This window comes from Streptomyces sp. SCPE 10, assembly GCF_051980735.1.
GTDB classification, from domain to species: Bacteria; Actinomycetota; Actinomycetes; order Streptomycetales; family Streptomycetaceae; genus Streptomyces; species Streptomyces misionensis.
This window is the reverse complement of record NZ_CP197069.1, coordinates 3,169,413-3,183,317: the sequence shown is the minus strand read 5'-3', so window position 1 is coordinate 3,183,317 and position 13,905 is coordinate 3,169,413. Positions and strand designations below refer to the sequence as shown.

Here is a 13,905-nt window from a genome sequence, read left to right as displayed (position 1 = left end):
ACCAGCGCCTCTGTCACTGTTACGAGAATGGGATGATGTCGTTTATGAAGGGACGAGTCCTTGTCGTCGACGACGACACCGCACTGGCCGAGATGCTCGGCATCGTGCTGCGTGGTGAAGGTTTTGAGCCGTCTTTCGTAGCCGACGGCGACAAGGCGCTGGCCGCGTTCCGTGAGAGCAAGCCCGATCTGGTGCTGCTCGACCTGATGCTGCCCGGACGGGACGGCATCGAGGTGTGCCGGCTGATCCGGGCGGAGTCCGGAGTGCCGATCGTCATGCTCACGGCCAAGAGCGACACCGTCGATGTCGTGGTGGGCCTGGAGTCGGGCGCGGACGACTACATCGTCAAGCCGTTCAAGCCGAAGGAGCTGGTGGCGCGGATCCGGGCGCGGCTGCGGCGGTCCGAGGAACCGGCGCCGGAGCAGCTGACCATCGGTGACCTGGTCATCGACGTGGCCGGGCACTCGGTGAAGCGGGACGGGCAGTCGATCGCGCTGACCCCGCTGGAGTTCGACCTGCTGGTCGCGCTCGCCCGCAAGCCCTGGCAGGTCTTCACGCGCGAGGTGCTGCTCGAACAGGTGTGGGGGTACCGTCACGCCGCGGACACCCGCCTCGTCAACGTCCATGTGCAGCGGCTGCGTTCCAAGGTCGAGAAGGACCCGGAGCGGCCGGAGATCGTGGTGACCGTCCGTGGTGTCGGTTACAAGGCCGGGCCGAGCTGACATGTCCGGGGACAGTGCCGCTCCGGATTCCGGCATGCCCGGGGACCGTCCGCAGCGGCCTGTCGGCCGGACAACGGGCGCGCGCCTCAGGCGGCTCTTCGAGGGCGGGCTGCTGCAGGGCGGGGTGCAGGGCAGCCCGGTCCTGCGGCTCTTCCTGCGCTGGGTGCGCCGGCCGCTGCTGCCGGTGATGCGGCTGTGGCGGCGCAACATCCAGCTCAGGGTCGTCGCCACCACCCTGGTGATGTCGCTGGGCGTGGTCCTGCTGCTCGGCTTCGTGGTGATCGGGCAGGTGCGCAACGGCCTGCTGGACGCGAAGGTGCGGGCCTCGCAGAGCCAGGCCACCGGCGGTTTCGCGGTGGCCAAACAGCGCGCCGACGAGGCGTCCGGCACCAACGGCACGGGTGCCGACACCGCGCCCGCCACCGTCGACGGCGGTACGGACGGCACCGCGGGTGCGGACGGACGGCCGACACAGAACGTCATCCAGTGGATGAGCGATCTCGTGGAGTCGCTGTCCAGCGGTGGCGCGGGCGCCTTCGACGTGGTGACGCTGCCCGTCGGTGACGACAGCGGCGGCGGCCGCAGCCCGCGCGGCTCCGGGAACGTCAACCCAACCTCCAGCGTTCCCGCCGATCTGCGCGACCGGGTCAACAGCGGGACGACGGCCGCCCAGAGCTACACCCGGATCGTCTACTCCAACGGCAAGGACTCCCAGCCCGCGCTGGTCATCGGCAAGCAGGTCAACGACCCCAACGGACGGCCGTACGAGCTGTACTACCTCTTCCCGCTCACGCAGGAGGAGAAGTCGCTGAGCCTGGTCAAGGGCACCCTGGCGACCGCCGGGCTGTTCGTGGTCGTCCTGCTCGGCGCCATCGCGTGGCTGGTGGTGCGGCAGGTCGTCACGCCGGTGCGGATGGCGGCCGGGATCGCGGAACGGCTGTCGGCCGGGCGTCTCCAGGAGCGGATGAAGGTCACCGGCGAGGACGACATCGCGCGCCTGGGCGAGGCCTTCAACAAGATGGCGCAGAACCTCCAGGGCAAGATCCAGCAGCTGGAGGACCTGTCGCGGATGCAGCGCCGGTTCGTGTCGGACGTCTCCCACGAACTGCGCACCCCGCTGACCACCGTGCGCATGGCCGCCGATGTCATCCACGAGGCGCGTGAGGACTTCGACCCGGTGACCGCGCGCTCCGCCGAGCTGCTCGCCGACCAGCTGGACCGGTTCGAGTCGCTGCTCGCCGACCTGCTGGAGATCAGCCGCTTCGACGCGGGCGCGGCGGCGCTGGAGGCCGAGCCGATCGATCTCAGGGAGGTCGTGCGGCGCGTGGTCGGCGGCGCCGAGCCGCTCGCCGAGCGCAAGGGCACCCGGATACGGGTGGTCGGCGACCAGCAGCCGGTGGTCGCCGAGGCCGACGCCCGGCGGGTGGAGCGGGTCCTGCGCAACCTCGTCGTCAACGCCGTCGAGCACGGCGAGGGCAAGGACGTCGTCGTGAAGATGGCCGCGGCCGGCGGCGCGGTCGCCGTCGCGGTGCGCGACTACGGCGTCGGGCTCAAGCCCGGCGAGGCGACCCGCGTGTTCAGCCGCTTCTGGCGGGCCGACCCGGCACGCGCGCGCACCACGGGCGGCACCGGCCTCGGGCTGTCGATCGCCCTGGAGGACGCGCGGCTGCACGGCGGCTGGCTCCAGGCATGGGGCGAGCCGGGCGGTGGCTCGCAGTTCCGGCTGACGCTGCCCCGGACCGCGGACGAGCCGCTGCGGGGATCGCCGATACCGCTGGAGCCCAAGGACTCGCGCCGCAACCGCGGCCCGGGCGGATCCGGTACGCGCCGTGCGGGCGAGGAGAAGCGGGCGACCGTTCCGGCGCAGCAGGGCGGCCACCACCCGCCCGCGCTGCCGCCGCGCGCCCCGGCCGCGCCCACCGCCGACCCGACCGCGCTGCCGGGCAACGGCAACGGGGCGCGCGTGGTGCCCCGGCACGTACGGCCCGAACCCGAACGGCCCGAACCCGTGCGTTCTGATCCCGTACGACCGGAGCCCCGGCCGGAACCGGCGGGCCCGGAGGACTCGACCGAGCCAGGGGAGGCATTTCGTGGGCGCTGACCGCGAGGGGGGCGCCCGGCGGCGGCCATGGCGCGCGGCGGCGTACACCGCCTTGGGGGTCGTTCTGCTGGCCGGGTGCGCCTCGATGCCCGACAGCGGTGATCTGCGGGACGTGGAGTCCACGCCCCGGCAGGACACCGGAGTGCGCGTGTTCGCCATGCCACCGGCCGACGACGCCACCCCCGGCGAGATCATGCAGGGCTTCCTGGAGGCACTGACCAGCGACGATCCCGCGTACGACACGGCGCGCAAGTACCTGACGACGGACGCCGCGCGCACCTGGCGGCCGGAGCGGTCGGCCACGGTCCTCGCGAACGGGCCGAGCATCGAGACCGACTGCCGCGCGGGCAACCGGGAGGTGACCAACAGCATCACCTGTGTGCTCACCGGCAGCCGGGTGGCCACGGTCGACGCCCGGCAGGCGTACCAGCCCGCCGGCGGCACCTACCGCAGGAAGGTGCACCTCGTGCGGGACGCCAAGACCGGGCAGTGGCGCATCGACGAGCTGCCCGACGGCGTGGTCATGGGCAAGTCGGACTTCCAGCGCAACTACACGTCCGTCGACAAGTACTACTTCGCCTCCGGCACGTCCGTCGGGGAGGCCGGCGAACCGGTCGCGGTCGCCGATCCCGTGTTCGTGCGCAGCAAGGTCGACCCGATGACGCAGATCGTCGGGTCCCTGCTGAAGGGACCGACCAGCTGGCTCGGTCCGGTGGTCCGCTCCAGCTTCCCGACCGGTACGGCCCTGCAGAAGGGCGTGTCCGGGCTGGCGCCGGACGACCAGAACCGGCTGACGGTGCCCCTGAACCTCAAGGAGTCCCAGGTCTCCGCGGCCAAGTGCACCGAGATGGCGACCCAGGTGCTGTTCACCCTGCGGAACCTGGCGCCGACCCTGGAGTCGGTCGAACTCCAGGGGATCGGCGGCCACCGGCTGTGCGACCTCACCGAGGAGCGCGCCGAGTCCGCCGCCTGGCACGGGTCGGCGAAGCGGCCCGAATACCTGTACTACGTCGACGGCAAGCGCCGGCTGGTGCGCATGCCGACCGGGAGCACCGGCACCGGTTCCGTGCCGGTGCCGGGCGTGCTCGGCGAGGGCGACCGGACGCTCCAGTCGGTGGCGGTGTCGCGGGACGAGCACAGCGTGGCCGCGGTCGACGACGACGGCGCGTCGCTGCACGTCACGCCGCTGAATTCGGACGGCACGCTGGGCACCGCGCTGGTCACCAGCAGGGGCGCGACCCCCGACGAGCGGCTGACCACCCCGAGCTGGGACGCCCGCGGCGACCTGTGGGTGGGCGACCGCGACCGCGGCGCCCCCGCGCTGTACGTCGTGGCGCACGGTGCCGCCAAGGCGGAGAAGGTCGCCGTGCCGGATCTGCCCGGGGACATCAAGGACGTGCGGGTGGCCGCCGACGGCGTGCGGATCGCGCTGGTCGTGGAGAAGGACGGCAAGCAGTCGCTGCTGATCGGCCGGATCGAGCGCGACGACCGAACCGGCGAGGGCCCCTCGGTGGTCGAACTCCGTTCCGCGGCGCCCGACTTGGAGCAGGTCAGCGCCATGACGTGGGCCGGGGACAGCAGACTGCTGGTGGTCGGCCAGGAGCAGGGCGGCGTGCAGCAGATGCGGTACGTGCAGGTCGACGGCGCCACCCTGGACGGTCCCGCGCCCGGCGCGCTGCCCGGGGTGAAGGCGATCACCGCGTCCGAGGACGACCGGGTGCCGCTGGTGGCCTACTCGGACGACGGGATCGTCCGGCTGCCGAGCGGGGCGCAGTGGCAGAAGGTCGACAAGGACGGGATGGCACCGGTCTATCCCGGCTGAGCGCCGGGACTGTCCCTGTGGGGGTTTGCGCAGGTCAGCGCCGCCCGCGCCGGTTCCCGCGGGTTGTCCACAGGCCGTTGTCCACAGGGGTGGTGGGCCCGCTCGGGCCTTGGCACAGTGGTGGCCATGCGCGGGTGGTGGCAGGACCTCACCGACCTGGTGCTGCCGACCGACTGCGCGGGCTGCGGGGCACCTCGTACGACGCTCTGCCCGCGGTGCCGGACCGCGCTGGCCGGGGGCGCGCCCCGGCGGGTGCGGCCGCTGCCGAAGCCGCCCGGGCTGCCGGCGGTGTACGCGTCGGCGCCGTACGCGGAGGCGGTGCGGGCACTCCTCCTCGCGCACAAGGAGCGGGGCGCGCTGACGCTCACCGGAGCGCTGGGCGCGGCGCTGGCGGGGGCCGTGCGGGCGGGCCTCGGCGGTCCGGCCGGGGCGTTCGGGGTGCCCGGGACCGTGGTACTCGTGCCGGTGCCCTCCGCGCGGTGGGCCGTGCGGGCGCGGGGGCACGATCCGGTGCGGCGGATGGCGCTCGCGGCGGCCGGCGAGTTGCGGCGCACCGGGACCCCGGCCCGGGTGGCGGCGGTGCTGCGCCAGCGCAGACCCGTGGCGGACCAGGCGGGGCTGGACGCACCGCGGCGTCTGGCGAACCTCGCGGGCGCGCTGGAGATCGCCAAGGGCGGTGAGCGGCTGCTCGGCGGCGGCCGGGTGGTGCTGGTCGACGACCTCGTGACCACCGGCGCCACGCTCGCGGAGGCGGCGCGGGCCCTGCGCGAGGGCACCGTCCTGTGCCGCGAGAGGGGAAATGGGCCCACAAGGCCCGTGTACGAGAACGCAACTCGGGAAGGAAGGGAAGAACGACAGACCGGAACGCGACCGGAGAAGGGGAAGTGGGTGCACGGTGCAGTGAAAAACGCGGCGGTGAACGCCCTTGGCGCGCCCTCGTATGCGGCCGTGATCGCCGCTCCGCGGGACACCTTCGAAATAGCCGGGAACTGACTGCGGACCGGCATCGTTGCAGGTATCGAGAGGGTCATTGCACCTGAACGGAGGTACACCGCGGTAGAGGGTGACGACATCCGTCCGGGCGAGATATGTTCGGTTGTGAGGAAAGGCGCAGGCCACGCCTCTCATATCCGAATGCCGCGCCGCGGGTTTTCCGCAATTCACCCGCGCCGGTGGGCTGGAGATCCCGCCCATGGGGGAGGAGGAGGTGGACGTCACCGAGTCCGAGGTCCGGTGCTCACCGGACCTGGTGCGAAAGGGAGATGCTCCGCCGAAGCAGCGGAGCGATCCGGGAACGGAGTTCTGCGTGGACATCGTCGTCAAGGGCCGCAAGACCGAGGTGCCCGAGCGGTTCCGCAAGCACGTGGCCGACAAGCTGAAGCTGGAGAAGATCCAGAAGCTCGACGGCAAGGTGATCAGCCTCGACGTCGAGGTGTCCAAGGAGCCCAACCCCCGACAGGCCGACCGCTGCGACCGAGTGGAGATCACGCTCCGCTCCCGTGGCCCGGTGATCCGGGCGGAGGCGGCGGCCAGCGATCCGTACGCGGCACTCGACCTGGCGGCGGAGAAGCTGGAGGCACGGCTGCGCAAGCAGCACGACAAGCGGTTCTCGCGCCGTGGCGCACGCCGGATCTCGGCGGCAGAGGTTCCCGACCACGTCCCTGGTGTGGCGACGCTGAACGGAAACGGCCTCCCCGTGGGGGAGGAAGAGACGGACGGAGTGCCGACCAAGAAGATCGGCTCGCTGGAGGTCAAGGGTGAAGGGCCCCTGATCGTCCGCGAGAAGACCCACGTCGCCTCCCCGATGAGCCTGGACCAGGCCCTCTACGAGATGGAACTGGTCGGCCACGACTTCTACTTGTTCGTCGACTCCGAGACGAAGGAGCCGAGCGTCGTCTACCGGCGCCACGCCTACGACTACGGCGTGATCCATCTCAGCACCGACCCGATGGTCGCCGAGGCGCAGCCCCCCGCGGCAGGGGGCACGCTGGGCGGCTGACCGCCCGGGCCGAAGCCGAACCGGTGCCCCTGGAGCGCGCGTGCGCCCCCGGGGCACCAGTGTGCGACCGGTTCACGCCGCGCACGGCGCCTCGGTGCCGTCCCGGCATGAAATCATGGCCGCAAGGGCCCAACCGGTGGGCCGCTGCCTTGGGTTGGCGATGGCACGGGACCACACAGGCCACAGCCTTCAGGGGGAGGAACGATGGCGGACACCTTCGGACCGATGCGGAGCGAGGGGGCCGACGACACCGACGACGGTGTACTCGGCACGGCCCCCGACGGGGGCCCGCCACGCGCGGAACCGATCAGAGTCCTGGTGGTGGACGACCACGCCCTGTTCCGGCGCGGACTGGAGATCGTGCTCGCGGCCGAGGAGGACATCCAGGTCGTCGGCGAGGCGGGGGACGGCGCCGAGGCCGTGGACAAGGCGGCCGATCTGCTGCCGGACATCGTGCTGATGGACGTCCGGATGCCCCGGCGCGGCGGGATCGAGGCGTGCACCTCCATCAAGGAGGTCGCCCCCAGCGCGAAGATCATCATGCTGACGATCAGCGACGAGGAGGCCGACCTCTACGACGCGATCAAGGCGGGTGCCACCGGATATCTGCTCAAGGAGATCTCCACCGACGAAGTGGCCACCGCCATTCGCGCGGTCGCCGACGGGCAGTCGCAGATCAGCCCGTCCATGGCGTCGAAACTCCTCACCGAGTTCAAGTCGATGATCCAGCGCACCGACGAGCGCCGGCTGGTGCCGGCGCCCCGGTTGACGGACCGTGAGCTGGAAGTCCTCAAACTCGTCGCCACCGGCATGAACAACCGGGATATCGCCAAGGAGTTGTTCATCTCCGAGAACACGGTGAAGAACCACGTCCGCAACATCCTGGAGAAGCTTCAGCTGCACTCCCGGATGGAGGCCGTGGTCTACGCGATGAGGGAGAAGATCCTGGAGATCCGCTGACCGCGGAACCCGCCCCGCACCGCCGCCTCACCCGACGGTGCGCGCGAGCTCCGCGGCCAGTGGACCGCGCAGGGCGGGCGGGTCCACCCGCTCCACCCGGACATCGGTGCAGTCCACCCAGGTCGCGGCCTCGACCAGGGCCTGGGCGACCGCCGGGACCGCCTTGGGCCCGTCCAGGGTGACCTGCCGGGCGACCAGGGTGCGGCCCTCCCGGGCCGGGTCGACACGCCCGACCAGCCGGCCGCCCGCCAGCACCGGCATCGCGAAATAGCCGTACACCCGCTTGGGCTTGGGGACGTACGCCTCCAGGCGGTGGGTGAAGCCGAAGATGCGCTCCGTGCGCGCCCGTTCCCAGATCAGCGAGTCGAACGGGGACAGCAGGGTGGTGCGGTGGCGGCCGCGCGGCGGTGCCGCCAGGGCCGCCGGGTCCGCCCAGGCGGGCTTCCCCCAGCCCTCGACCTCGACCGGCACCAGACCCGAGTCCGCGATCACCGCGTCCACCTGCTCGCCCTTGAGCCGGTGGTAGTCGGCGATGTCCGCGCGGGTGCCCACGCCCAGGGACTCACCGGCCAGCCGGACCAGGCGGCGCAGGCACTCGGCGTCGTCCAGCTCGTCGTGCAGCAGTTCCCCGGGGACGGCGCGTTCGGCGAGGTCGTACACCCGCTTCCAGCCGCGCCGCTCGACGCACACCACCTCGCCGTACATCAGCGCCCGTTCCACCGCGACCTTGGTGCCGGACCAGTCCCACCACTCGCTGGTGCGCTTGGCGCCGCCCAGCTCGGTCGCGGTCAGCGGGCCTTCGACGCGCAGCTGCTTGACGACCTGTTCGTAGGCGCCGTCGGGGAGTTCGTGGTTCCAGTGCGGGCGGTTGCGGTAGGCGCGGCGGCGGAAGGCGAAGTGCGGCCACTCCTCGATGGGCAGCACGCAGGCCGCGTGCGACCAGTACTCGAAAGCGTGCACGTCCTTCCAGTAGGCGTTCTCGACCGTCTTGCGGCCGACCGCGCCGAGGCGGGCGTACGGCACGAGTTCATGGGAGCGCGCCAGGACGGAGATGGTGTCGAGCTGGACCGCGCCGAGATGGCGCAGCACCCCCCGGACCCCGGCGCGCCGGTCGGGCGCGCCGAGCAGTCCCTGGGCCCGCAGGGCCATGCGGCGGGCGTCGTCCGCGGTGAGCGTCGTGGTCGGGCGCGGCAGGGTCGTCATGTCTGCGGACGATAGACGCCCGCACTGACAACGCGCGCCGGACCCCGGTCATCTCCCCGGGCTCGGCAGGTACGGGGCGGTGGACGGCAGGCCGAGGTCCGAGGGGAGCAGGGAGCCGACCCAGCAGTCCCGCCGCACCCCCTTGTTGCCGATCGCGGAGCGCAGGGTGCCCTCCAGGGTGAAGCCGGCGCGCTCGGCCACCGCGCGCGAGGCGTGGTTGCCGACCTCGGCGCGCCACTCGACGCGGTCGACGCCCCGGTCGGTGAAGATCCAGCGGCAGGCGGTGAGCGCGGCCTCCGTGACATAGCCGTGGCCGCGGTGCTCCTTGGTGGCCCAGAAGCCGATCTCCGCGGTGCCCGGCGCGTGCATCGTGAGGCTGAGCATGCCGGCCAGCTCCCCGCCGGCGAGGAAGATCCCGAAGGTGAACATCGAGTCCAGGGCCCAGCCGTCCGGGACCATCTCGTGCGTGAAGCCGCGGGCGTGTTCCGGCAGATACGGGGAGGGGATCGTGGTCCAGCGCTGGATCTCGGCGTCCTGGGCGGCCTCGAACACCGCCTCGGTGTCCTCGGGGCCGACGGCGCGCAGCCGCAGCCGGCCGGTGGTGAGCGTGACGGGTTCCATCGGCCGATTCTGCTCGTCTCGTCCCGCCAGGACCATCGATTTCCGCGATCCGTGAGCACGCGATCACATTTCGCACAATTCCCTGCGCGGATGCGGCACTATCCGGATACCCCGTCCGTTGTCCCGGATGAAGCAGTGGCCGGGACGCCAGGCCCTCCCGGCGCGGCCGGGTCCTCGCATACGATGGCCGTTGCTCAGTACGTCACATGGAAAACCGACCGTCCCAGGCCCGACCGGCAAGGAGACCAGCCCCCGTGTCCGTCCTCTCGAAGATCATGCGTGCAGGCGAAGGCAAGATCCTGCGCAAGCTGCACCGCATCGCGGACCAGGTCAACTCCATCGAAGAGGACTTCGTCGACCTCTCCGACGCCGAGCTGCGGGCCCTCACCGATGAGTACAAGCAGCGGTACGCCGACGGTGAGAGCCTGGACGACCTGCTCCCCGAGGCGTTCGCCACCGTCCGCGAGGCCGCCAAGCGCGTCCTGGGCCAGCGTCACTACGACGTGCAGCTGATGGGCGGCGCAGCGCTGCACCTCGGCTACGTGGCCGAGATGAAGACCGGTGAGGGCAAGACGCTCGTCGGCACCCTGCCCGCGTACTTGAACGCGCTGTCCGGCGACGGCGTGCACATCGTCACGGTCAACGACTACCTGGCCGAGCGCGACTCCGAGATGATGGGCCGCGTCCACAAGTTCCTGGGCCTCGACGTCGGCGTCATCCTCGCCAACATGACGCCGGCCCAGCGCCGCGAGCAGTACAACTGCGACATCACCTACGGCACGAACAACGAGTTCGGCTTCGACTACCTGCGCGACAACATGGCGTGGTCGAAGGACGAGCTGGTGCAGCGCGGCCACAACTTCGCCATCGTGGACGAGGTCGACTCCATCCTGGTGGACGAGGCGCGTACCCCGCTGATCATCTCCGGCCCGGCCGACCAGGCCACCAAGTGGTACGGCGACTTCGCCAAGCTGGTCCTGCGCCTGAAGAAGGGCGAGGCGGGCAACCCGCTCAAGGGCGTCGAGGAGACCGGCGACTACGACGTCGACGAGAAGAAGCGCACGGTCGCGATCCACGAGTCCGGTGTCAGCAAGGTCGAGGACTGGCTGGGCATCGACAACCTCTACGAGTCGGTGAACACCCCGCTCGTCGGCTACCTGAACAACGCCATCAAGGCGAAGGAACTGTTCAAGAAGGACAAGGACTACGTCGTCATCGACGGCGAGGTCATGATCGTCGACGAGCACACCGGCCGTATCCTCGCGGGCCGCCGCTACAACGAGGGCATGCACCAGGCGATCGAGGCGAAGGAAGGGGTGGAGATCAAGGACGAGAACCAGACGCTCGCCACCATCACCCTCCAGAACTTCTTCCGCCTCTACAAGAAGCTCTCCGGCATGACCGGTACGGCGATGACCGAGGCCGCCGAGTTCCACCAGATCTACAAGCTCGGCGTGGTCCCCATCCCGACCAACAAGCCGATGATCCGCAAGGACCAGTCCGACCTCATCTACCGCACCGAGGTGGCCAAGTTCGAGGCGGTCGTCGACGACATCGCCGAGAAGCACGAGAAGGGCCAGCCGATCCTCGTCGGCACCACCTCCGTCGAGAAGTCCGAGTACCTCTCGCAGCAGCTCAGCAAGCGCGGCATCCAGCACGAGGTGCTGAACGCCAAGCACCACGAGCGTGAGGCGTCGATCGTCGCCCAGGCCGGCCGCAAGGGCGCCGTGACGGTCGCCACCAACATGGCCGGCCGTGGTACGGACATCAAGCTCGGCGGCAACCCCGAGGACCTCGCCGAGGCGGAGCTGCGCCAGCGCGGCCTCGACCCCGAGGAGCACATCGAGGAGTGGGCCGCGGCCCTGCCCGCCGCCCTGGAGAAGGCCGAGCAGGCCGTCAAGGCGGAGAAGGAGGAGGTCGAGGCGCTCGGCGGCCTCTACGTCCTCGGCACCGAGCGGCACGAGTCGCGGCGCATCGACAACCAGCTGCGCGGTCGTTCCGGCCGTCAGGGCGACCCCGGCGAGTCCCGCTTCTACCTCTCCCTCGGCGACGACCTGATGCGCCTGTTCAAGGCCCAGATGGTCGAGCGCGTGATGTCCATGGCGAACGTGCCGGACGACGTGCCGATCGAGAACAAGATGGTCACCCGCGCGATCGCCTCCGCGCAGTCGCAGGTCGAGCAGCAGAACTTCGAGACCCGCAAGAACGTCCTGAAGTACGACGAGGTGCTCAACCGGCAGCGCGAGGTCATCTACGGCGAGCGCCGGCGCGTGCTGGAGGGCGAGGACCTGCACGAGCAGATCCAGCACTTCATGGACGACACCATCGACGCGTACGTCGCCGCGGAGACCGCCGAGGGCTTCCCCGAGGACTGGGACCTGGACCGGCTGTGGGGCGCCTTCAAGCAGCTCTACCCGGTGAAGGTCACCATCGAGGAGCTGGAGGACGCGGCCGGTGACCGGGCGGGTCTGACCGCCGAGTTCATCTCGGAGTCCATCAAGGAGGACATCCACGAGCAGTACGAGGCCCGCGAGGCGCAGCTCGGCTCCGAGATCATGCGCGAGCTGGAGCGGCGGGTCGTGCTGTCGGTCCTCGACCGCAAGTGGCGTGAGCACCTCTACGAGATGGACTACCTCCAGGAGGGCATCGGCCTGCGCGCGATGGCGCAGAAGGACCCGCTGGTCGAGTACCAGCGCGAGGGCTTCGACATGTTCACCGCGATGATGGAGGGCATCAAGGAGGAGTCCGTCGGCTACCTGTTCAACCTGGAGGTCCAGGTCGAGCAGCAGGTCGAGGAGGTGCCGGTCGAGGAGGCCGAGCCGGTCGGCGAGGGCGTCCAGGACGCGGTGCCTGCGCAGGCGGGCGCGGGCCGTCCCGAGATCCGCGCGAAGGGGCTCGACGTCCCCCAGCGCCGGGACCTGCACTTCTCCGCGCCCACGGTGGACGGCGAGGGCGGCATCGTCGAGCGGGACCTGGAGGACGACGGCCCGGTGCGCTCGGCGTCGGACGGGCTGACCCGGGCGGAGCGCCGTAAGCAGGCGAAGGGCGGGCGGCGTCGCAAGAAGTGACGCGTACCGCCTGAACAAGGGCCGGGTTCCTCGGGGACCCGGCCCTTTCGCGTGCCGTGGCGGGCGGGAAAGGCCCTAGGAGGCGGCCGTCCGGGCGCGGGGCCCGGTCTCCACGGCGGTGCAGCGCCAGCGCAGGTCCTGGCCCAGCTCCAGCCGGAAGGCCAGGGCACGGAGCTGGTCGCCGGCGGCGATGCGGGCGAAGACCTCCAGGGCGCCCTCGCCGGCGACGTAGTAGCCGATGTCCCGGACGACCGGGCGGGTGCCGCGGGCGCGCAGCGGGCGGCGGGCGGCGAGGCCGGCCAGGTCGTCGTAGGCGCGGCCGGCCGTGTGGCGGAGCATCCAGTGCACGGGACGCTGACCGCTCAGGACGGCCAGCAGACGGTCCGCGAAGACATCGGTGGGGCGAGACCGTCCGGCGGCCTCACCCGGGGCCGGGCGGGGCGGCTGCGGGGGCGAGGCGCGCCTCGCGGGGGTGCGGGGCGGGGCGCCGGCGGGCCGGCGGGTGTCGTGGCGGGTCGGCGGGCGGTGGCGGGGGCGCGGACGCGGGTGAGGGGTGCGGCTCATGACCTTGTTCATGGGGGTCCCCGTTCGGCGGGCCCGGGGATACCGGGCGGTAACCAGTTGGTGGGGCTCTTGTACGGGGCCGGGGAGCGCGCGGCAAGGAGGCGGGCCCCGGTGGCGAGGGGGCGGGGAAGGTCACCGGTCAGGGGGATGGACAAGGGTCCGAGGCCCGGGAACAAGCGGGTGCACCGGGTGAAGAACGGCCTGTGGGGTTGACGTTCGCGGGGTGCGGGCAGGGACCCGAAAGGGGACAGCCGCACGTATCCTGAAGGCCCTCCGGACGGCGGGGGAGCCCATGACCAGGAAAGAGCGGCCAGCATGCGCGTCTACGTCCCCCTGACCCTCCCCGGCCTCGCCGAGGCGCACCGGACGGGTGAGCTCGGGGCCGGCCCCTTCCTCGCGTACGCCGTCACGCCCGCGCTGCGCGAGTGGTACCTCTCCGACGACATCGAGGAACTGGAGTACGCCGCGCTCGGCCGGGCCGCGCTGGCCTCCCTGCGGCTCCTCGCGGCCGACGCCGACGCGCCCCGGCGCCGGGTCGTGGTGGCCGTGGACGTCGCCGACGGTGCCGCCACCGTCGACCCGGACCGCGGGCTCGACCCGGCCGCGCTGGGCGAGGTGACCGTGAACGTGACCGTGCCGCTCGCCAAGGCGGCGGCGGTCCACGTCGACGCCGACGACGCGGAACAGGACGTGACCGCGGCGGCGGAGGCACTGGCGGCGGCGGACGACGGGGACGACGACGCCCAGTTCGTGGTGGACGGCGCCGACGACCACGAGCTGCTGTGGTTCGCCACGCAGGAGATCCCCAACCTCGTCGGACGGCGCTGACCAGGCGAAACGGGCGT

The 13,905-nt window shown here is 71.5% G+C and carries 10 protein-coding genes and 1 pseudogene; 8 read left to right on the top strand and 3 right to left on the bottom strand.

Annotated elements, in window-relative coordinates; all coding sequences use genetic code 11:
- Positions 1-32 precede the first annotated feature (32 nt).
- The 6 genes and pseudogenes from mtrA (at position 33) to ACSP97_RS14825 (ending at position 7,604) form a co-directional block, all read left to right on the top strand.
- Positions 33-722, top strand: coding sequence for a two-component system response regulator MtrA (gene mtrA, locus ACSP97_RS14850; protein ID WP_187279108.1), 690 nt, complete (start codon positions 33-35; stop codon positions 720-722).
- A gap of 1 nt (position 723) precedes the next feature.
- Positions 724-2,704, top strand: a pseudogene (gene mtrB, locus ACSP97_RS14845) (MtrAB system histidine kinase MtrB); the annotation flags it as partial.
- A gap of 108 nt (positions 2,705-2,812) precedes the next feature.
- Positions 2,813-4,645: an LpqB family beta-propeller domain-containing protein gene (locus ACSP97_RS14840; RefSeq protein ID WP_355532458.1), complete on the top strand. Its 1,833-nt coding sequence runs from the start codon at positions 2,813-2,815 to the stop codon at positions 4,643-4,645.
- A 126-nt stretch (positions 4,646-4,771) separates the two neighbouring features.
- The gene (locus tag ACSP97_RS14835) at positions 4,772-5,638 is read left to right on the top strand and encodes a ComF family protein (protein WP_440557869.1); all 867 of its coding nucleotides are present in this window, start codon (positions 4,772-4,774) and stop codon (positions 5,636-5,638) included.
- 313 nt (positions 5,639-5,951) lie between these two features.
- The gene (gene hpf, locus ACSP97_RS14830; protein WP_355153616.1) at positions 5,952-6,644 is read left to right on the top strand and encodes a ribosome hibernation-promoting factor, HPF/YfiA family; all 693 of its coding nucleotides are present in this window, start codon (positions 5,952-5,954) and stop codon (positions 6,642-6,644) included.
- A 204-nt stretch (positions 6,645-6,848) separates the two neighbouring features.
- Entirely contained in the window at positions 6,849-7,604 is a 756-nt protein-coding gene (locus tag ACSP97_RS14825; protein WP_355153591.1) for a response regulator transcription factor, read from the top strand.
- A 27-nt stretch (positions 7,605-7,631) separates the two neighbouring features.
- Here ACSP97_RS14825 and ACSP97_RS14820 read toward each other — a convergent pair whose 3' ends face one another.
- Both ACSP97_RS14820 and ACSP97_RS14815 read right to left on the bottom strand, forming a co-directional pair.
- Positions 7,632-8,807 (bottom strand): winged helix-turn-helix domain-containing protein, encoded by a 1,176-nt coding sequence (locus tag ACSP97_RS14820; RefSeq protein WP_358273696.1) that lies wholly within the window; start codon positions 8,805-8,807, stop codon positions 7,632-7,634.
- A gap of 48 nt (positions 8,808-8,855) precedes the next feature.
- Positions 8,856-9,428 (bottom strand): GNAT family N-acetyltransferase, encoded by a 573-nt coding sequence (locus tag ACSP97_RS14815; protein WP_355532454.1) that lies wholly within the window; start codon positions 9,426-9,428, stop codon positions 8,856-8,858.
- A 254-nt stretch (positions 9,429-9,682) separates the two neighbouring features.
- Here ACSP97_RS14815 and secA point away from each other — a divergent pair, with 254 nt between their 5' ends.
- Positions 9,683-12,496 (top strand): preprotein translocase subunit SecA, encoded by a 2,814-nt coding sequence (secA, locus tag ACSP97_RS14810; protein ID WP_355153585.1) that lies wholly within the window; start codon positions 9,683-9,685, stop codon positions 12,494-12,496.
- 75 nt (positions 12,497-12,571) lie between these two features.
- Here secA and ACSP97_RS14805 read toward each other — a convergent pair whose 3' ends face one another.
- On the bottom strand, positions 12,572-13,072 hold the full coding sequence (locus ACSP97_RS14805; protein ID WP_355153583.1) for an Rv3235 family protein: 501 nt from the start codon (positions 13,070-13,072) through the stop codon (positions 12,572-12,574).
- Positions 13,073-13,375: 303 nt separating this feature from the next.
- Here ACSP97_RS14805 and ACSP97_RS14800 point away from each other — a divergent pair, with 303 nt between their 5' ends.
- Positions 13,376-13,888: a DUF6912 family protein gene (locus tag ACSP97_RS14800; protein WP_355153581.1), complete on the top strand. Its 513-nt coding sequence runs from the start codon at positions 13,376-13,378 to the stop codon at positions 13,886-13,888.
- Positions 13,889-13,905 lie beyond the last annotated feature (17 nt).

Coding starts and splice junctions, on each gene's coding strand:
- mtrA (WP_187279108.1), top strand. CDS start 33: ATGATGTCGTTTATGAAGGGACGAGTCCTTGTCGTCGACGACGACACC.
- ACSP97_RS14835 (WP_440557869.1), top strand. CDS start 4,772: ATGCGCGGGTGGTGGCAGGACCTCACCGACCTGGTGCTGCCGACCGAC.
- ACSP97_RS14825 (WP_355153591.1), top strand. CDS start 6,849: ATGGCGGACACCTTCGGACCGATGCGGAGCGAGGGGGCCGACGACACC.
- ACSP97_RS14820 (WP_358273696.1), bottom strand. CDS start 8,807: ATGACGACCCTGCCGCGCCCGACCACGACGCTCACCGCGGACGACGCC.
- ACSP97_RS14815 (WP_355532454.1), bottom strand. CDS start 9,428: ATGGAACCCGTCACGCTCACCACCGGCCGGCTGCGGCTGCGCGCCGTC.
- ACSP97_RS14805 (WP_355153583.1), bottom strand. CDS start 13,072: ATGAACAAGGTCATGAGCCGCACCCCTCACCCGCGTCCGCGCCCCCGC.
- ACSP97_RS14800 (WP_355153581.1), top strand. CDS start 13,376: ATGCGCGTCTACGTCCCCCTGACCCTCCCCGGCCTCGCCGAGGCGCAC.